The organism is Caballeronia sp. LZ035, assembly GCF_031451175.1.
Lineage (GTDB): Bacteria > Pseudomonadota > Gammaproteobacteria > Burkholderiales > Burkholderiaceae > Caballeronia.
On sequence record NZ_JARUXS010000001.1, the window covers coordinates 2,300,971 to 2,320,394 of the forward strand.

The following is a 19,424-nucleotide window of genomic DNA, read 5'->3' on the forward strand; positions in this document are numbered from 1 at the left end:
TCTTTTAGTTCCTCCGCACGCCGTTACTGGGCCAGCGGCAGCTTGGACTGCGCGACGTGGGAGAGCAGGTTTGCCACCGACGCGTGCATCACGTCGGTAAAGGGCTTCGGATGCAGGCCCATGTACAGCGTGAACACCGCGAGCACGGTCAGCATCAGGAATTCGCGCTTGTTGATGTCCTTGAGCTTCGCGACGTGGTCGTTCGCGACCGCGCCGAAGTACACGCGCTTGTACATCCACAGCGTGTAGGCCGCGCCCAGGATCAGCGTGAAGGTGGCCAGGAAGGCGATCCAGAAGTTGTACTTCACTGCCGCCAGAATCACCATGAACTCGCCGACGAAACCCGACGTGCCCGGCAGGCCGCAGTTGGCCATCGCGAACAGCATCACGAACGCGGCGAACTTCGGCATGGTGTTGACGACGCCGCCGTAATCCGCGATCTGACGCGAATGCACACGGTCATACAGCACGCCGATGGACAGGAACATCGCGCCCGAGACGAAGCCGTGCGAGATCATCTGGATGATCGCGCCTTCCACGCCGAGCTGGCTCGACGGACCGAACATGAAGAATCCGAGCGTGACGAAGCCCATGTGCGCGATCGACGAATACGCGACCAGCTTCTTCATGTCGGCCTGCACCATGGCGACCAGGCCGATGTAGATCACCGCGATCAGCGACAGCGTGATCACCACCGGTGCGAGGAAGTGGCTGGCGTCCGGCGCGATGGGCAGCGAAAAGCGCAGGAAACCGTAGGCGCCCAGCTTCAGCATGATGGCCGCCAGCACGACCGAGCCGCCCGTCGGTGCTTCAACGTGCGCATCCGGCAGCCAGGTGTGGACCGGGAACATCGGCACCTTGACCGCGAAGGCCAGGAAGAACGCGATGAACAACAGCACCTGTGGCGTCATGTCGAGCTTCACCGCGTGCCACGTGGCGAGGTCGAACGTGCCGGTCTTCGTGTAGAGATACAGCAGCGCGATCAGCATCAGCAGCGAACCGGCCAGCGTGTACAGGAAGAACTTGAACGCCGCATAGACGCGGTTCGGCCCGCCCCACACGCCGATGATGATGTACATCGGAATCAGCGTGGCTTCGAAGAACACGTAGAACAGCAGCCCGTCCGCCGTGGAGAACACGCCGATCATGATGCCCGAGAGAATCAGGAACGCGGCCATGTACTGCGACACGCGCTGGGTGATCACTTCCCAGCCGGCGATCACGACGATCACCGTGATGAGCGCCGTCAAGACGACGAACCACATCGAGATGCCGTCGACGCCGAGGTGATACGTGATGTTGAAGCGTTCGATCCAGTTCGCCTGCTCGACGAACTGTAGCGCGGCGGTGGAGTTGTCGAAGCCGGTGATGAGCGGGATCGTGACGATCAGCCCGAGCACCGCGCCGATCAGCGCGACCCAGCGCGCGGGCGCCGGGTTCTGGTCGTTGCCTACCGCGAGCACCAGCAGACCGAAGATGATCGGCAGCCAGATCGCGACACTGAGAATCGGAAAAGAGTGCATGGAGTCCCTCGCCTTATTTGCCGCCGAGCGTCACAAACAGGGTCAAGAGCCCCAACATGCCGATAATCATGGCGAACGCGTAGTGGTAGATGTAACCGGATTGAAGGAAGCGGATCACGCCGGCAAACCAGCCCATGAACCGCGCGCTGCCGTTGACGATGCCGTCGATGACGACCACATCGCCCTCTTTCCACAGGCCGCGGCCCAGTGCCACCGCGCCCTTCGCGAACACGACCTCGTTGATCTTGTCGCAGTAGTACTTGTTGTCGAGCAGCACGTAGATCGGACGGAACGTGCGCGCAACGACGGCCGGCAGGTCCGGGCGCTTCATGTAGAAGAACCACGCGACGATCACGCCCAGCGCCGCGAGCCACACCGGACCCGGCGTCACGATGCCGTGAATCGCCATCGCCATCCAGCCGTGGAACTCTTCGGCCATTTCCTTCAGGCCTTCATGGTTCTCGCCAATGAAGATGACCTTGTCGAACACCACGCCGTGCGAGAAGAAGTCGCCGTAGATCATCGGGCCGATCATGATCGCGCCGATGATGATCGACGGAATCGCCAGCAGGATGAGCGGCAGCGTCACCACCCACGGGCTTTCGTGCGGGATGTGCGGACCGTGGCCATGGCCGTGGCCGTGGTCGTCGTGCCCGTGGCCGTGAGCGTCATGACCATGCGCATCATGTGCATGCTGCGCTTCGGCCTGGCCCATCGGCGAGTCGGGATGCTTCGGACCGCGGAAGCGCTCGGGACCATGGAACACCATGAAATACATGCGGAACGAGTACAGCGACGTGACAAACACGCTCGCCACCACCGCGAAGTACGCGAAGCCCGAGCCCGCAAGATGCGAGTACTTCACGGCTTCGATGATCGAATCCTTCGAGTAAAAGCCCGAGAAGAACGGCGTGCCGATCAGCGCCAGCGACCCGATCAGCGACGTGATCCACGTGATCGGCATGTACTTGGCGAGGCCGCCCATGTTGCGCATGTCCTGGTCGTGGTGCATGCCGATGATGACCGAACCCGCGCCAAGGAACAGCAGTGCCTTGAAGAACGCGTGCGTGCCGAGGTGGAACACCGCCACCGGATACGCCGAGACGCCCAGCGCGACCGTCATGTAGCCCAGCTGCGACAGCGTGGAATACGCGACCACGCGCTTGATGTCGTTCTGCACGACGCCGAGGAAGCCCATGAACAGCGCGGTGATCGCGCCGATGACCGTGACGAACGAGAGCGCAGCGTCCGAATGCTCGAACAGCGGCGACATGCGCGTCACCATGAAGATACCGGCCGTCACCATGGTCGCCGCATGAATCAGCGCGGAGATCGGCGTCGGGCCTTCCATCGAATCCGGCAGCCAGACGTGCAGCGGGAACTGCGCCGACTTGCCCATCGCGCCGATGAACAGGCAGATGCAGGCAACCGTCAGCAGGCCCCACTGCGTGCCCGGGAAGGCCATCGTGGCGAGCTTGTCGCTCTGCGCGAAGACTTCGCCGTAGTTGAGCGAACCCGAGAACGCGAGCAGCAGGCCGATGCCCAGCAGGAAGCCGAAGTCGCCCACGCGGTTCACGATGAACGCCTTCATGTTGGCGTAGATCGCGCTCTCACGCGTGAAGTAGAAGCCGATCAGCAGGTACGACACCAGGCCCACCGCTTCCCAGCCGAAGAACAGCTGCAGGAAGTTGTTGCTCATGACGAGCATCAGCATCGAGAACGTGAACAGCGAGATGTACGAGAAGAAGCGCTCGTAGCCCACTTCCTCGTCCGCCATGTAGCCGATCGTGTAGATGTGCACCATCAGCGAGACGAAGGTCACGATGACCATCATCATGGCCGTCAGCGAATCGACCAGGAAGCCGACTTCCATCTTCAACGGGCCCACGTTCATCCATTCGTAGATGGTGGCGTTGAAGCTCGCGCCGTGCATCACGTCGTTGAAGACGAGCACCGACAGAACGAGGGAAATGAAGACGCCGAGAATGGTCACGCTGTGCGCGCCCTTGCGCCCCACCGCTTTCCCGAACAGCCCTGCGATCAGCGAGCCGGCGAGCGGCGCCAGCGGAACCGCGAGCAGGAGGTTTTCATTGAGTGTCGTGGACATAACAGCCTTGCCTGAAATTAACCTTTGAGCTGATCGAGGTCCTCGACGTTGATCGTGTCGAGGCTACGGAACAGGGTCACGAGAATCGCCAGGCCGATTGCAGCTTCGGCGGCGGCGACGGTCAGCACGAAGAACACGAAGATCTGGCCGTGCACGTCGCCGAGATAGTGCGAGAACGCGACGAAATTGGTGTTCACCGCGAGCAGCATCAGTTCGATGGCCATCAGGATGATGATGACGTTGCGGCGGTTCAGGAAGATGCCGACGATGCTGATCGCAAACAGAATCGCACCGAGCACGAGGTAATGGGCAAGACTCAACATTTTCTGGTTATCTCCTTCCGCTCAGCCCTTGTTGTCGACCGTGCCCGCGCCGATGTTGCCGGTCACCGCGGGTTCCGTGGCGGCATCGGGCGCCTCCGTTTCGGACTTCATCTTCACGATGCGCACGCGATCCTGCGCGCGCACCTTGACCTGCTGGCTGACGTTTTGCGTCTTCTTGTCCTTCTTGTCGCGGATCGTCAGCGAGATGGCCGCGATGATCGCCACCAGCAGCACGAGGCCCGCCACTTCGAACGCGAAGATGTAGTCGGTGTAGATGACCTTGCCGATCAGCTGCGTGTTCGACATCACGGCTGCACCCGACACGCCCGCGCCGGCGGAGGCGTCGCGCAGCGGCGTGGTGGTCGCGCCGAAGCCGTGCCACAGGATCAGCGCGGTTTCCACCACGATGATCGCGCCGACGATGCTCGCGAGCGGCACGAAGCGCTTGAAGTCGCGGCGCAGGACATCGATGTTGATGTCGAGCATCATGACCACGAACAGGAACAGCACCATCACCGCGCCCACGTACACGAGCACCAGCAGGATCGCGAGGAATTCCGCCTGCAGCAGCATCCAGATCGCGGCCGCGTTGAAGAACGCGAGCACGAGGAACAGCGCGGACGACACCGGGTTGCGCGAGGTGATCACCTTCAGCGCGGATGCGACCAGCAGCAGCGCGAAGATATAGAACAATACGGTTGTGAATTCCATGATTACCGGTTCATCGTTAGGCCATCATCAGGCATGGTGTGTCGGCGCCGGGACGGTCTGCCCCGCGCTTCCCGCATGTGCCGAACAGCAACTGAAAGCAACTGCAAGCAAAGCGAGCAACTACGTTTGCTACAAGTCTCGATCAACGATACGGCGCGTCTGCCGCCTTCGCCGCGGCAATCTCGTTCTCATAACGGTCGCCGACCGCAAGCAGCATGTCCTTCGTGAAGTACAGATCGCCGCGCTTCTCGCCGTGATATTCGAGGATGTGCGTCTCGACGATGGAATCGACCGGGCAACTCTCTTCGCAGAAACCGCAGAAGATGCACTTGGTCAGGTCGATGTCATAACGCGTCGTGCGACGGGTGTTGTCCGCGCGCGTTTCCGATTCGATCGTGATCGCCATGGCCGGGCAAACCGCTTCGCACAGCTTGCAGGCGATGCAGCGCTCTTCGCCGTTTTCATACCGGCGCAGCGCGTGCAGGCCGCGGAAACGCGGCGAGATCGGGGTCTTCTCTTCCGGGAACTGCACCGTGATCTTGCGCTGGAACGTGTAACGGCCCGTCAGCGCCAGACCCTTCAGCAGCTCGGTCAGGAAGAAGGTTTTGAAGAAGTTCTGTATTGCGTTCATGATGATTTCGTCCGCTCTGGTCCTGCGCTCTTGTGCTGGCTTCGTCCGACTACTTCCAGATGTTGAGCGGCGACATGATCCAGAAACCGACCACGACCACCCAGATCACCGACACCGGCAGGAACACCTTCCAGCCCAGACGCATGATCTGGTCGTAGCGGTAACGCGGAAACGTCGCGCGCGCCCAGATGAACACCGACAGCAGCAGGAAAATCTTGAAGGCGAACCAGAATACGCCCGGAATGAAGGACAGGAAGCCGAACGGCGCATCCCAGCCGCCGAGGAACAGCGTCGTCGCAATGGCCGAGATGACGATCATGTTGATGTACTCGGCCAGGAAGAACAGCGCGAACGCCATGCCCGAGTAATCGATCATGTGGCCCGCGACGATTTCCGACTCGCCTTCCACCACGTCGAACGGGTGACGGTTCGTTTCAGCGATGCCCGAGATGAAGTACACGACGAACATCGGCAGGAGCGGCAGCCAGTTCCACGACAGGAAGTTGACGCCCCAGCCCGCGAACATGCCGCGCTGCTGCGAATGCACGATCTCCGACATGTTCAGCGTGCCGGCGACCATCAGCACCACGACCAGCGCGAAGCCCATCGAGATTTCGTAGGACACCATCTGCGCCGCCGCGCGCATCGCGCCGAGAAACGCGTACTTCGAGTTCGACGCCCAGCCCGCCAGGATCACGCCGTAGACGCCGATCGACGAGATCGCCATCACGTACAGCAGACCCGCGTTGATGTCGCCCAGCACCGCCTTCGCCTGGAACGGGATCACTGCCCACACCGCGAACGCGGGCACCACGGTCATGATCGGCGCGATCATGTAGATCCATTTGCTGGCTGCGGTCGGCTGAATCACTTCCTTGAGCAGAAGCTTCAGCACGTCCGCGATCGGCTGCAGCAGACCGGCGGGACCGACACGGTTCGGGCCGAGACGCACGTGCATCCAGCCGATGAGCTTGCGTTCCCAGAGAATCAGGTACGCCACGCACAGCAGGATGACCACCGAAACCACCAGGATGCGGACCACCGCCCACACCGTCGGCCATGCGACGCCGAGAAGCTGCGTGCCGCCTGCGTTGATCGTATCGAACAAGCCCATTTACGCCTTCTCCACTACCAGTTCACCGAACAGGCCGCCGAGCGCGGCGCCAGCCGTCGTGCCCGCCGACACGCGGACCACCGATTCCGCCAGGTTCGCATCGCGGACCGCCGGCAGCGTCACCGACCGGTCGCCCTGCTTGATGCGCACCGCTTCGCCATCCTTCAGGCCGAGCTTGTCGAACAGCGCGGTCGGCAGGCCGGCGACGTTTGCGTCACGTGCAGCCACCGTCAGATGCAGCGACGGCGCACGGCGCACCAGCGCATCGGCGTGATAGATCGGCACATCGGCGAGACGCTGCAGGCCGCTGCCGTTCAGCACCACGTTCGATGCAGCGCGCGTGGCCGCCACCGAGGTCTTGTTCGACAGACGCGCGCTCAGGTCGCCCGTACCGAGCGCCGCAACGCGCACTTCTTCCGCCGTGTCAAATTCGAAGCCCGGCAGGCCGAGGATCGTGCCCAGCACGCGCAGGACCTTCCAGCCCGGACGCGTGTCGCCCAGCGCGCGCACGACGCCGTTGAACGACTGAGCCGTGCCTTCCGCATTGACGAAAGTGCCCGAGGTTTCCGTGTGCGGCGCGATCGGCAGCAACACGTCCGCGTAGTCCATGCCGTGCTTGAACGGCGACATCACGACGACCATTTCCGCAGCCTTCAGCGCGGCGATGGCCTGCGCCGGGTTGGCCGTGTCGAATTCCGGCTCGGCGTTCAGCAGCACGTAACCCTTGCGCGGCTGCTCGAACACTTCGCGGGCGTTGAGACCGCCCTCGCCCGGCACGGCATCGACGAGATACGCGCCGACCGAGTTCGCGCCTTCCGTGAGGAAGCCGAGCGTGGCGCCGGTGTTGTCGGCGATCCACTGGGCCGCCGCCTGAATCTGTGCGAAGTCCGGATGCTGGACCGCGACGTTGCCAAGCAGCACGACGCGCTTCTCGCCCGCCGACAGCGATGCCGCGACGTCTTTCGACGCCGCCGATACTTCGCGGCCCGCGAATGCGTCCGGCAGCGCGACGCCGCGCGCTTCCGCCACGGCTGCCGCGATGCCCGCGAGTTGATCGAGCCACGCCGACGGCGCCGCGACCAGGCGATGCGCGGTCGGGATCAGCGAGTCGTCGTTGCTGGCGTTGAGGAAGGTGATCTTCGCGCCGCTCTTCGCGGCCTGACGCAGACGTGCGGCGAACAGCGGATGATCGCGGCGCAGGAACGAGCCGATCACGAAGGCCGTGTCGATCAACGACAGATCGGCGATTTTCGTGCCGAGCCACGGTGCGCCGACGCCGACCGGCGCCGAGAAATCATGCTGGCGCAGACGGAAGTCCACGTTCGGCGTACCGACGCCTTCAGCCAGCGCCTTCAGCAGATGCAGTTCCTCGACCGTGCTGTGCGGCGTGGCCAGTGCGGCGATGGCGCTCGCGCCATGATCCGCCTGGATGCCCTTCAGGCCCTTCGCCACGTATTCGAGCGCGGTCTGCCAGTCGGTTTCGATCCAGTTGCCGCCCTGCTTCAGCATCGGCGTGGTGAGACGCTCGTCGCTGTTCAGGCCTTCGTACGAGAAGCGGTCCTTGTCCGAGATCCAGCATTCGTTGATGGCTTCGTTTTCCATCGGCAGAACGCGCATCACGCGGTTGTTCTTCACCTGCACCACGAGGTTCGCGCCGACGGAATCGTGCGGGCTCACCGACTTGCGGCGTGACAGTTCCCAGGTACGGGCGCTGTAGCGGAACGGCTTGCTCGTGAGCGCGCCGACCGGGCACAGGTCGATCATGTTGCCCGACAGTTCCGAATCCACCGTCTTGCCGACGAACGACGTGATTTCCGAATGCTCGCCGCGGCCCAGCATGCCGAGCTCCATCACGCCGGCCACTTCCTGGCCGAAGCGCACGCAGCGCGTGCAGTGGATGCAGCGCGACATCTCTTCCATCGAGATGAGCGGACCGACGTTCTTGTGGAACACCACGCGCTTTTCTTCGCTGTAGCGCGACTGCGACTTGCCGTAACCGACGGCCAGATCCTGCAGCTGGCATTCGCCGCCCTGATCGCAGATCGGGCAGTCGAGCGGGTGGTTGATCAGCAGGAATTCCATCACCGACTGCTGGGCCTTCACGGCCTTGTCGGAGGTCGTGCGCACGATCATGCCCGCCGACACCGGCGTGGCACAGGCGGGAACGGCCTTCGGCATCTTCTCGACTTCGACGAGGCACATCCGGCAGTTCGCCGCGATCGAGAGCTTCTTGTGATAGCAGAAGTGAGGAATGTACGTGTCGACCTTGTGCGCAGCCTGGATCACCATGCTGCCTTCGGGCACCTCGACCGTCTTGCCGTCAATTTCTAGTTCAACCATGATGGGGAATGGTCCTCAACCTCTTGTCTCGCGCATCTGACTGCGCGCCTGATTACGCGGTCAGCGCTTCGGACGGCGCGTGCGCATGTCCGCCGACAACACAGTGCTTGTGCTCGACGTGATATTCGAATTCGTCCCAGAAGTGCTTGAGCATGCCGCGCACGGGCATCGCCGCTGCGTCGCCCAGCGCGCAGATGGTGCGGCCCATGATGTTCTCGGCGACCGAGTTCAGCAGATCCAGATCTTCCTTGCGGCCGAGGCCATGCTCGATGCGATGCACCACGCGATACAGCCAGCCGGTGCCTTCGCGGCACGGCGTGCACTGGCCGCACGACTCTTCATAGTAGAAGTACGACAGGCGCAGCAGCGAGCGCACCATGCAGCGCGTCTCGTTCATCACGATCACCGCGCCCGAACCCAGCATGGAGCCGGCCTTGGCGATCGAATCGTAGTCCATGTCGGTGGCGAGCATCATGTCGCCCGGCACCACCGGCGCTGACGATCCGCCCGGGATCACCGCCTTGATCTTCTCGCCACGCACGCCGCCGGCCAGTTCCATCAGCGTCGAGAACGGCGTGCCGAGCGGAATCTCGTAGTTGCCCGGACGGTTCACGTCGCCCGAAATGGAGAAGATCTTCGTGCCGCCGTTGTTCGGCTTGCCGAGTTCGAGATAATTCTGCGGGCCGATTTCCAGCAGGAACGGCACGGCCGCGAAGGTCTCGGTGTTGTTGATCGTGGTGGGCTTGCCATACACGCCGAAGCTCGCCGGGAACGGCGGCTTGAAGCGCGGCTGGCCCTTCTTGCCTTCCAGCGATTCGAGCAGCGCGGTTTCTTCGCCGCAGATGTACGCGCCATAGCCATGATGCGCATGCAGTTCGAACGAGAAGCCCGAGCCCAGGATGTTCGCGCCGAGATAGCCGGCCTGGCGCGCTTCTTCAAGCGCCGCCTCGAACACGCGGTAAACCTCGAAGATCTCGCCGTGAATATAGTTGTAGCCGACCGTGATGCCCATGGCATACGCGCCGATGGCCATGCCTTCGATCAGCGCATGCGGGTTCCAGCGCAGGATGTCGCGGTCCTTGAACGTGCCCGGCTCGCCTTCGTCCGAGTTGCAGACGAGATACTTCTGCCCCGGGAACTGACGCGGCATGAAGCTCCACTTCAGGCCGGTCGGGAAGCCCGCGCCGCCGCGGCCGCGCAAGCCCGACGCCTTGACGTCGGCGATCACCTGCTCGGCCGGAATCTTCTCTTCCAGGATGCGGCGCAGCTGCTTGTAGCCGCCGCGCGCGACGTAGTCTTCGAGATGCCAGTTCTCGCCATTGAGGCCGGCGAGGATCAGCGGCTTGATGTGCCGATCGTGGAGTGACGTCATTTCGAAAGTTCCTCGAGCAACTGGTCGATCTTCTCGCGGCTCATGAAGCTGCACATGCGATGGTTGTTCACGAGCATCACGGGTGCGTCGCCGCACGCGCCGAAACACTCGCCTTCCTTCAGCGTGAACTTGCCGTCGGCCGTGGTCTCGCCGAAATCGATTCCCAGCTTCTGCTTCAGATACTCGGCCGCGCTGTCCGAACCGCCGTCCGGTCCGAGCTGGCAAGGCAGGTTCGTGCAGAGCGTGACCTTGTGCTTGCCGACCGGCTTGAGCTCGTACATCGTGTAGAACGTCGCGACTTCCTGCACGGCGACCGGCGGCATGCTCAGGTAGTCCGCCACGAACTGCATGAGTTCGGGCGAGAGCCAACCCTGCTCTTCCTGGGCGACCGCAAGCGCCGCCATCACCGCCGACTGCTTTTGCTCGGCGGGATATTTCGCGACTGCGCGATCGATTTCTTTCAGGCCTTCAGCTGAGATCATTTTCAGACACGACTCTTTCAATTCCTACCGAACGAAAACCCGCCGCGTTATTCACTTGCGGCAGACCTGGCGTTCCTGCGGATTCCTGTTATTGCACTCGCGTTTTCATGCGCGGCGGCTCCAGGAGCGCGCCGCTCACGCGGCAAGGGAGATCAGCGATCGATCTCGCCGAACACGATGTCCTGCGTACCGATGATCGTCACGGCGTCGGCGATCATGTGGCCGCGCGCCATTTCGTCGAGCGCGGCGAGATGCGCATAACCCGGCGCGCGAATCTTGAGGCGATACGGCTTGTTGGCGCCGTCCGAGATCAGATAGATGCCGAACTCGCCCTTCGGATGCTCCACTGCCGCGTACGTCTCGCCTTCCGGCACGTGGAAACCTTCGGTGAAGAGCTTGAAGTGGTGAATCAGCTCTTCCATGTTGCTCTTCATGCCGACGCGCGACGGCGGCGCAACCTTGTGATTATCGACCATCACAGGGCCGGGATTCTTGCGCAGCCACGCAATGCACTGTTTGGCGATGCGGACCGACTGGCGCATTTCTTCCACGCGCACCAGATAACGGTCGTAGCAATCGCCGTTCACGCCGACGGGAATGTCGAAGTCCAGCTGGTCATACACTTCGTACGGCTGCTTCTTGCGCAGATCCCACTCGATGCCCGACCCGCGCAGCATCGCGCCCGACAGGCCCATCTGCAGCGCACGCTCTGGGCTCACCACGCCGATGCCCACGAGACGCTGCTTCCAGATGCGGTTGTCGGTGAGGAGCGTTTCGTACTCGTCGACGCAACCCGGGAAACGGTTGAAGAAGTCTTCGATGAAGTCGAGCAGCGAACCCTGGCGCGTCTCGTTCATCCGGTCGAGCGCCTTCGCGTTGCGGATCTTCGATGCCTTGTATTGCGGCATCGCATCCGGCAGGTCGCGATACACACCGCCCGGACGATAGTACGCCGCGTGCATGCGCGCGCCGGACACCGCCTCGTAGACGTCCATCAGGTCTTCGCGCTCGCGGAACGCGTACAGGAACACTGCCATTGCGCCGACGTCGAGCGCGTGCGAGCCGATCCACATCAGGTGGTTCAGCACGCGCGTGATTTCGTCGAACAGCACGCGGATGTACTTCGCGCGAATCGGCACGTCGATGCCCAGCAGCTTCTCGATCGCCATCACATAGCCGTGCTCGTTGACCATCATCGACACGTAGTCGAGACGGTCCATGTACGGCACCGACTGCAGGAAAGTCTTGGTTTCGGCGAGCTTCTCGGTCGCGCGATGCAGCAGACCGATGTGCGGGTCCGCGCGCTGGATCACTTCGCCGTCGAGTTCGAGCACGAGGCGCAGCACACCGTGCGCTGCCGGATGCTGCGGGCCGAAATTCAGCGTGTAGTTCTTGATCTCTGCCATGGCGTTCTCTTAATGTTTCAGACCGCCATAGCGATCTTCGCGAATCACGCGCGGCGTGATCTCGCGCGGTTCGATCGTCACAGGCTGATACACCACGCGCTTCTCTTCCGGGTCGTAGCGCATTTCCACGTAGCCGGAGACCGGGAAGTCCTTGCGGAACGGATGGCCGATGAAGCCATAGTCCGTCAGGATGCGGCGCAGGTCGGGGTGGCCTTCGAACACGATGCCGTAGAGGTCGAACGCTTCGCGCTCGTACCAGTTCGCCGAGGTCCAGAGGTCGACCACCGAAGGCACGATGGGCACTTCGTCGTCCGGCGCGAACACGCGCACGCGCACGCGCCAATTGTTCGAGATGGACAGGAGATGGCTGACGGCGGCGAAGCGCGGGCCGTCGTAGGCGCCGTCGCCGTAGGTGGAATAGTCCACGCCGGAGAGGTCCATGAGCTGCTCGAAGCGCAGCGACGGATCATCGCGCAGCTGCTTGCAGACTTCCAGGTAGTTCGACGCCTTGACGACGATCGTCACTTGCCCGAGCGACTCCGTAATGCTCTGCAGACGGCCACCAAACGCCGTCTCGAGGTTCGCTTTGAGGGTCTCGAGTTTGCTTGCCATAGTTGGGGAGACTCAGGCCCTTAACTACGGGCGATGGTGTTGGTGCGGCGAATCTTCGCCTGCAACTGGATCACGCCGTAGACCAGCGCTTCGGCGGTCGGAGGACAGCCGGGGACGTAGACATCCACGGGTACGATCCGGTCGCAACCGCGCACGACGGAGTACGAATAGTGGTAGTAGCCGCCGCCGTTCGCGCACGAACCCATGGAGATGACCCAGCGCGGCTCGGCCATCTGGTCGTACACCTTGCGCAGCGCGGGCGCCATCTTGTTGCACAGCGTGCCGGCGACGATCATGACGTCGGACTGACGCGGACTCGGGCGGAACACGACGCCGAAACGGTCCAGGTCATAGCGGGCGGCGCCTGCGTGCATCATCTCGACCGCACAGCAGGCGAGGCCGAACGTCATCGGCCACAGCGAGCCGGTGCGCGTCCAGTTGATCAGCTTGTCAGCCGTGGTGGTGACAAAGCCTTCCTTCAAGACCCCTTCGATACTCATTTCTTGTCCACTCCAGATGAGCTGCCAGCCAAAGCCGCCCATGAATCCGGTGATCTAACCGTCATTCCCAGTCGAGCCCGCCCTTTCTCCAGATGTAGGCGAAGCCGAGCAAAAATTCGAGCAGGAAAATCATCATCGCGATGAAGCCGGGCCAGCCGATCTCGCGCAGGGACACGCCCCACGGAAACAGGAACGCAGTCTCAAGGTCGAAAATGATGAAAAGAATTGCGACGAGATAGTAACGCACATCGAACTTCATCCGCGCGTCTTCGAAGGCTTCGAAGCCGCACTCGTAAGGTGCGTTTTTTTCGGTGTCGGGCCTGTTGGGACCGAGGATCTTGCCAATGCTGACCAGCGCTATACCTAAACCAAGGCCCACCACAAGAAACAAGAAGACGGGGTAATAGGGTGCGAGGTTCAAGGCTATCCTCTGTTCGGTAGAGATGGTCTGTTATTGATTGAGCGCCTCAGCCGGGACGGACCACCCGACAGGGGATTCACTTGGGACCGCTCACGTTATCAGCACACTGTGACAATCGCCGCATGGCGAGCACCACCGCTTCAAAACCGTAAGGGTACTCCAGAAGTGACAATGCCAGCCGAAGCGATGCATGCGGCTGGCATTGGATAACTTTGGTGCCGACGGCGAGACTCGAACTCGCACAGCTTTCGCCACTACCCCCTCAAGATAGCGTGTCTACCAATTTCACCACGTCGGCACTGTACTGCAATCCGGGAAAACTACTTCTTAATTGCCGCGAATCGCTTCAAGACCAGAATTATAACTGCCCGTTCCGAATTGTTCAACGCACAAAATGCAGTTTTCGCGAGAAATTTGTTTTGGCGTTCGAGCCGATTATTTGGGAACGTCGTTGCCCGGCGCGGACGAAGCGGCAGCAGGTGCAGCACCCGAGGCAGCGGTTGCGGGCGCGGCGCCCGAGGCCGGAATCGCAGCCGAAGCGGCCACCGGCGCGTCACCCAGAATGCCCGCCGATGCCTGCGGCTTGTAGCTGCCGAGATAGGTCAGCGCCAGCGTCGTGACGAAGAACACGGCGGCGAGGACGGCTGTCGTACGCGAAAGAAAATTCGCTGATCCGGTCGCGCCGAACAGGCTGCCCGACGAACCGCTGCCGAATGCCGCGCCCATGTCGGCGCCCTTGCCGTGCTGCAGCAGCACGAGTCCGATAACGCCCAGCGCCGACAACAACTGGACGACGATAATCAATGTCTTCAAATACAGCATTTCAACTCACCTGATTCCTGATGTTTCAATGACACTTGCGTGCCGCAATGGTCTTTCCTGATCTGCCCTGCACGCGTGCCGCTTGCCCGATGACTTATTGCAAGGCGGTTTGCGCAGCCTGGCAGATCGCCAGAAAATCCTTCGACTTCAACGACGCGCCGCCAATCAGGCCGCCGTCGATGTCGCCTTGTGCAAACAATTCCCGCGCATTGTCCGGCTTGACGCTGCCGCCGTACAGCAGCAACGCGTTGGCCACTGTCGCGCCCTTCTCCTGCAGCTTGCGACGCAGGAATGCGTGAACCGCCTGCGCCTGCTCCGGTTGCGCCGTCTTGCCGGTGCCGATGGCCCACACCGGTTCGTAGGCGACCACGATGCCCGCCGCCTGCTCCTCGGTCAGCAGCATCAGCACGGCGTCCAGCTGCGTGCCGATGACCTGCTCGGTCGCGCCCGACTCGCGCTCTTCCAGCGTTTCGCCGACACAGACGATGGGCACGAGGCCCGCTTCGATCGCGCGCTGCGTTTTCGCGCCGACGAGTTCCGGGCTTTCGCGATGATACGCGCGACGCTCCGAATGACCCACGATTGCGTAAGTGACGCCGAAGTCCACCGCCATCTCCGCCGCGACTTCGCCGGTGTAGGCGCCGCCGGCATGCGCGGACACGTCCTGCACGCCCCACTTCACCACCGAGCCGCTCAGCAACGCCTGCGATTGCGCGAGATAAGGGCACGGCACGCACACGCCCACGCGGACGTCCTTCTGCAAAGCCGATGCTCCGGCAGCTACTTCGGTCAACAGGGCCGCGTTTTCGTCGATGCGACCATGCATCTTCCAGTTGCCTACCACCAGTTTCGCTCGTTGTCTGGACATAAGTCTCGTCGATCGGCGGCGGCTTGCCGGATGCGCTTGACCGGTAAACCGGAACAGCCGCCCTGTTATTGGAATGAAACCTTTACGAATCGCAAACTGCCTGCAAAACAGGCGATTTTACTGTGATCCGACGAAACCGGTCAAACCGGCAAAAGTGCCTTGCACTTTGGGCACGTCATGAGCACGTCACGACGCATCGCGCCAGTCCAGCATGATCTTGCCGACATGCGTGCTGCTTTCCATCAGCTCGTGCGCCGCCGCGGCTTCAGCAGCCGGAAACACCTGATGGATGACCGGCTTGATGCGCCCCGCCTCGATCTCGGGCCACACGCGCTCCTTCAGCTTCGCCGCGAGCTTCGCCTTGAACGCGACCGGACGCGGGCGCAGCGTCGAGCCCGTGATGACCAGCCGGCGCCGCAGAATGTCGTTCAGGTTGATCTCGGCCTTCGAGCCGCCGAGCAGCGCGATCACGCAGACGCGGCCGCCATCGGCGAGCGCCTTGAGTTCGCGCGGCAGATAGTCGCCGGCGACCATGTCGAGAATCACGTCGACGCCACGGTCGTTGGTCAGCGACTTCACCACTTCGACGAAATCTTCCGTCTTGTAGTTGATCGCGCGCTCCGCACCGAGCGCTTCGCACGCGCGGCATTTTTCATCGGTGCCGGCCGTCGCAAACACGCGAAAGCCGAGCGCCTTCGCGATCTGGATCGCCGTCACGCCGATACCGCTCGACCCGCCCTGCACCAGCAGCGTCTCTTCCTCGCCGTTCTCGCCCGCACCGAGATGCGCACGCTCGAACACATTGCTCCACACCGTGAAGAAAGTTTCCGGCAGCGATGCCGCCTCAATGTCGGACAGGCCCGCCGGCACCGGCAGACATTGTTCGAGCGGCGCCACCGCGTATTCGGCATAACCGCCACCCGCGAGCAGCGCGCACACGCGGTCGCCCTTCTTCAGACCGAACGGATTGTGCTTCGGATTGAAATCGCCATCGACGATCTCGCCCGCCACTTCCAGCCCCGGCAGGTCCGACGCGCCCGGCGGCGGTGCATACGCGCCCTTGCGCTGCAGGACATCCGGACGGTTCACGCCCGACGCCGACACCTTGATGAGCACTTCATTCTTGCCGGGCGCGGGCTGCGGACGCTCGCCCAGTTTCAAGACTTCGGGCGCGCCAAACTCGGTGATTTCGATGGCTTTCATGACCTCTCCCCTGGAACCCGCGATCGCGCTCGGAATGATTCGAACCGGATGACACTGTGCGCGCTGGAGCAATCGCTACTCCCGGGCTCGCACTCACACTGTGATCCAGTCCGACGACGCGTCCGCTCTCATGCAACGGACACGCGTCAGACAAGAAAACGGCCGGCTCGCGCTAGCGGCCGGCCGTCAACACATTACCGCATTACTGCTGCGGCTGCGTCGGTTCCGCGGGTTGAGCGGGTTGCGCGGCTTCGTTCAGCAAAGCCTTCGCCGACAGGCGCACGCGGCCCTTCTCGTCCGTCTGGATGACCTTGACCTTCACGACCTGGCCTTCCTTCAGATAGTCGTTGATGTCCTTCACGCGCTCGTTGACGATCTCGGAGATGTGCAGCAGACCGTCCTTGCCCGGCAGGATGTTCACGATCGCGCCGAAGTCGAGCAGCTTGAGCACCGGGCCTTCGTAGATCTGACCCACTTCCACTTCGGCCGTGATGTTCTCGATGCGCTTCTTCGCCTCGGCCATGCCTTCCGAGCTCGTGCTCGCGATGGTCACGACGCCGTCGTCGGAAATGTCGATGGTCGTGCCGGTTTCTTCCGTCAGCGCGCGGATCACCGAACCGCCCTTGCCGATCACGTCGCGGATCTTCTCCGGATTGATCTTGATGGTGATCATGCGCGGCGCGTAGTCCGACAGTTCCGTGTTCGTGCTCGGCACTGCGGCGGTCATCTTGCCGAGGATGTGCATGCGGCCTTCCTTCGCCTGCGCGAGCGCGACCTGCATGATTTCCTTCGTGATGCCCTGGATCTTGATGTCCATCTGCAGCGCGGTCACGCCTTGCGCCGTGCCGGCCACCTTGAAGTCCATGTCGCCGAGGTGATCTTCGTCGCCGAGGATGTCGGTCAGCACCGCGAACTTGTTGTCTTCGAGGATCAGGCCCATCGCGATGCCCGCAACGTGCGCCTTCATCGGCACGCCGGCGTCCATCAGCGCGAGACAGCCGCCGCACACCGAAGCCATCGACGACGAACCATTCGATTCCGTGATTTCCGACACCACGCGGATCGAGTAGCCGAACTCGTCCGGACCCGGCAGGCACGCGACCAGCGCGCGCTTGGCCAGACGGCCATGGCCGATTTCACGGCGCTTCGGCGAGCCGACGCGGCCCGTTTCGCCCGTCGCGAACGGCGGCATGTTGTAGTGGAGCATGAAGCGCTCGCGGTATTCGCCTTCGAGCGCATCGATGTTCTGCTCGTCGCCCTTCGTGCCCAGCGTGGCCACGACCAGCGCCTGCGTCTCGCCGCGCGTGAACAGCGCCGAGCCGTGCGTGCGCGGCAGGACGCCCGTGCGGATTTCGATCGGACGGACGGTGCGGGTGTCGCGGCCGTCGATACGCGGCTCGCCGTTCAGGATCTGCGTACGGACGATCTTCGCTTCGATGTCGAACAGGACGTTGCCGACGGTTGCCTTGTCGGCCGCCACCGTGCCGCTCGCAGCGGCATCCTGTTCCAGCTTCGACGAGGTTGCTGCGTACACTTCCTTCAGCTTGCCCGAACGCGCCGACTTGTCGCGCAGCTGGTAAGCGGCTTCGAGTTCCGGCTTCGCGATTTCGGTGACGCGTGCGATCAGCGCTTCGTTCTTCGGCGCCGGCGCCCAGTCCCACTCCGGCTTGCCGCCTTCGCGCACGAGCTCATGAATGGCGTCGATGGCCGTCTGCATCTGCTCGTGGCCGAACACGACCGCGCCGAGCATGATTTCTTCGGACAGCTGCTGCGCTTCGGACTCGACCATCAGCACCGCGCGTTCCGTGCCCGCGACCACCAGATCCAGCGCCGATTCCTTCATCTGCGGGCGCGTCGGGTTCAGCACGTACTCGTTGTTGATGTAGGCGACGCGCGCGGCGCCGACCGGACCGTTGAACGGCAGGCCCGACACGGCGAGCGCGGCGGAGGCGCCGATCAGCGCGGGGATGTCGGCGGGGACTTCCGGGTTCAGCGACAGGACGTGGATCACGACCTGCACTTCGTTATAGAAGCCTTCCGGGAAGAGCGGACGCAGCGGACGGTCGATCAGGCGCGAAATCAGCGTTTCGCCTTCCGACGGACGGCCTTCGCGGCGGAAGAAGCCGCCTGGGATCTTGCCGGCGGCGTAGGTCTTTTCGAGGTAATCGACGGTCAGCGGGAAGAAGTCCTGACCCGGCTTGGCGCTCTTCGCGCCGACGACGGTGGCCAGCACCACGGTGTCTTCCACGTCGACGATCACGGCGCCGCTTGCCTGACGGGCGATCTCGCCCGTTTCGAGACGGACGTTATGCTGGCCCCACTTGAATTCCTTGACGATCTTATTGAACATTTCCACTCCTTATACGTTGCGCCAGCGTCCCTCGACGCGGGCGGGACGATCCCAAGCCGCGCGTAAGAGGTGTGTTATGCCATTCCAGCGCGGTACGTCGCGCGAACGAGGCGCGGTGTGCCGCGCTGGAATGACACAAAGCTCTGCCGCGAGGCCGGACCGGGTGTCGAACCGGATGGAGCATCCGGGTAAAGCATGTGTACTGCCGAAATCATCCACCTGGATGTGTCGCGCGCGATTAAGCGATCGAACACCACTTCATCGCCAGACCGTACAAAAACAAAGTGCCTGTATCAGCGGACTGACACAGGCACTCTGTTTCAAAGGCGGCTATGAAGCCACATATGCGCCAATTACTTGCGCAGACCCAGCTTCTCGATCAGCGAGCGGTAGCGGTCCGCGTCCTTGCCCTTCAGGTAGTCGAGCAGCTTCCGGCGACGGCTCACCATGCGCAGCAGACCGCGGCGGCTGTGGTGATCCTTCGAGTGCGACTTGAAGTGGGAAGTGAGTTCGTTGATGCGGCTCGTGAGCAGTGCAACTTGCACTTCGGGGGAGCCGGTGTCGTTGGCGCCGCGCGCGTATTCAGCGACGATGTCGGACTTCTTGATTTCTGCTACGGACATTTGCTTTTCCTTTGAT

The 19,424-nt window shown here is 62.6% G+C and carries 18 protein-coding genes and 1 tRNA gene; all 19 read right to left on the reverse strand.

The genetic code is table 11. From position 1 onward, the window contains the following. Positions 1 to 23: 23 nt before the first annotated feature. Entirely contained in the window at positions 24 to 1,523 is a 1,500-nt protein-coding gene (locus QCE88_RS10800; protein WP_309901696.1) for an NADH-quinone oxidoreductase subunit M, read from the reverse strand. 13 nt (positions 1,524 to 1,536) lie between these two features. Then, positions 1,537 to 3,630: an NADH-quinone oxidoreductase subunit L gene (gene nuoL, locus QCE88_RS10805; protein WP_309901698.1), complete on the reverse strand. Its 2,094-nt coding sequence runs from the start codon at positions 3,628 to 3,630 to the stop codon at positions 1,537 to 1,539. 17 nt (positions 3,631 to 3,647) lie between these two features. After that, positions 3,648 to 3,953 (reverse strand): NADH-quinone oxidoreductase subunit NuoK, encoded by a 306-nt coding sequence (nuoK, locus tag QCE88_RS10810; protein WP_007588140.1) that lies wholly within the window; start codon positions 3,951 to 3,953, stop codon positions 3,648 to 3,650. Positions 3,954 to 3,974: 21 nt separating this feature from the next. Next, complete coding sequence (locus tag QCE88_RS10815; RefSeq protein ID WP_309901700.1) at positions 3,975 to 4,664, reverse strand: NADH-quinone oxidoreductase subunit J; 690 nt, start codon at positions 4,662 to 4,664, stop codon at positions 3,975 to 3,977. Positions 4,665 to 4,806: 142 nt separating this feature from the next. Beyond that, entirely contained in the window at positions 4,807 to 5,295 is a 489-nt protein-coding gene (nuoI, locus tag QCE88_RS10820; protein WP_309901702.1) for an NADH-quinone oxidoreductase subunit NuoI, read from the reverse strand. A gap of 49 nt (positions 5,296 to 5,344) precedes the next feature. Further along, complete coding sequence (gene nuoH, locus QCE88_RS10825) at positions 5,345 to 6,409, reverse strand: NADH-quinone oxidoreductase subunit NuoH (protein WP_309901704.1); 1,065 nt, start codon at positions 6,407 to 6,409, stop codon at positions 5,345 to 5,347. Then, a complete protein-coding gene (gene nuoG / locus QCE88_RS10830) occupies positions 6,410 to 8,749 on the reverse strand; it encodes an NADH-quinone oxidoreductase subunit NuoG (protein ID WP_309901706.1) in 2,340 nt (779 codons plus the stop codon). It lies immediately after the preceding gene. Positions 8,750 to 8,801: 52 nt separating this feature from the next. Then, entirely contained in the window at positions 8,802 to 10,121 is a 1,320-nt protein-coding gene (gene nuoF, locus QCE88_RS10835) for an NADH-quinone oxidoreductase subunit NuoF (RefSeq protein WP_309901708.1), read from the reverse strand. After that, positions 10,118 to 10,603 carry an NADH-quinone oxidoreductase subunit NuoE gene (gene nuoE, locus QCE88_RS10840; RefSeq protein ID WP_309832626.1) on the reverse strand — a complete coding sequence of 162 codons (486 nt, stop codon included), beginning with the start codon at positions 10,601 to 10,603 and terminating at the stop codon, positions 10,118 to 10,120. The genes nuoF and nuoE overlap by 4 nt, the downstream gene beginning before the upstream one ends. Positions 10,604 to 10,755: 152 nt before the next feature. Next, positions 10,756 to 12,009, reverse strand: coding sequence for an NADH-quinone oxidoreductase subunit D (locus QCE88_RS10845; RefSeq protein WP_309832627.1), 1,254 nt, complete (start codon positions 12,007 to 12,009; stop codon positions 10,756 to 10,758). A gap of 9 nt (positions 12,010 to 12,018) precedes the next feature. Continuing rightward, complete coding sequence (locus QCE88_RS10850) at positions 12,019 to 12,621, reverse strand: NADH-quinone oxidoreductase subunit C (protein ID WP_309901711.1); 603 nt, start codon at positions 12,619 to 12,621, stop codon at positions 12,019 to 12,021. Positions 12,622 to 12,641: 20 nt separating this feature from the next. Continuing rightward, positions 12,642 to 13,121 carry an NADH-quinone oxidoreductase subunit B family protein gene (locus QCE88_RS10855; protein ID WP_076786425.1) on the reverse strand — a complete coding sequence of 160 codons (480 nt, stop codon included), beginning with the start codon at positions 13,119 to 13,121 and terminating at the stop codon, positions 12,642 to 12,644. A 61-nt stretch (positions 13,122 to 13,182) separates the two neighbouring features. Beyond that, positions 13,183 to 13,542, reverse strand: coding sequence for an NADH-quinone oxidoreductase subunit A (locus QCE88_RS10860; RefSeq protein WP_309832630.1), 360 nt, complete (start codon positions 13,540 to 13,542; stop codon positions 13,183 to 13,185). Positions 13,543 to 13,755: 213 nt separating this feature from the next. Beyond that, positions 13,756 to 13,840 (reverse strand) — tRNA-Leu (locus tag QCE88_RS10865). Positions 13,841 to 13,977: 137 nt separating this feature from the next. Next, entirely contained in the window at positions 13,978 to 14,364 is a 387-nt protein-coding gene (gene secG, locus QCE88_RS10870; RefSeq protein WP_309901713.1) for a preprotein translocase subunit SecG, read from the reverse strand. A gap of 94 nt (positions 14,365 to 14,458) precedes the next feature. Beyond that, the gene (tpiA, locus tag QCE88_RS10875; protein ID WP_309901715.1) at positions 14,459 to 15,232 is read right to left on the reverse strand and encodes a triose-phosphate isomerase; all 774 of its coding nucleotides are present in this window, start codon (positions 15,230 to 15,232) and stop codon (positions 14,459 to 14,461) included. Between the two features lie 186 nt (positions 15,233 to 15,418). Next, the gene (locus QCE88_RS10880; protein ID WP_309901717.1) at positions 15,419 to 16,435 is read right to left on the reverse strand and encodes an NAD(P)H-quinone oxidoreductase; all 1,017 of its coding nucleotides are present in this window, start codon (positions 16,433 to 16,435) and stop codon (positions 15,419 to 15,421) included. Between the two features lie 202 nt (positions 16,436 to 16,637). Next, positions 16,638 to 18,791 (reverse strand): polyribonucleotide nucleotidyltransferase, encoded by a 2,154-nt coding sequence (gene pnp / locus QCE88_RS10885; protein ID WP_309901719.1) that lies wholly within the window; start codon positions 18,789 to 18,791, stop codon positions 16,638 to 16,640. A 347-nt stretch (positions 18,792 to 19,138) separates the two neighbouring features. Continuing rightward, positions 19,139 to 19,408: a 30S ribosomal protein S15 gene (rpsO, locus tag QCE88_RS10890; RefSeq protein WP_309808735.1), complete on the reverse strand. Its 270-nt coding sequence runs from the start codon at positions 19,406 to 19,408 to the stop codon at positions 19,139 to 19,141. Between the last annotated feature and the right edge of the window lie 16 nt (positions 19,409 to 19,424).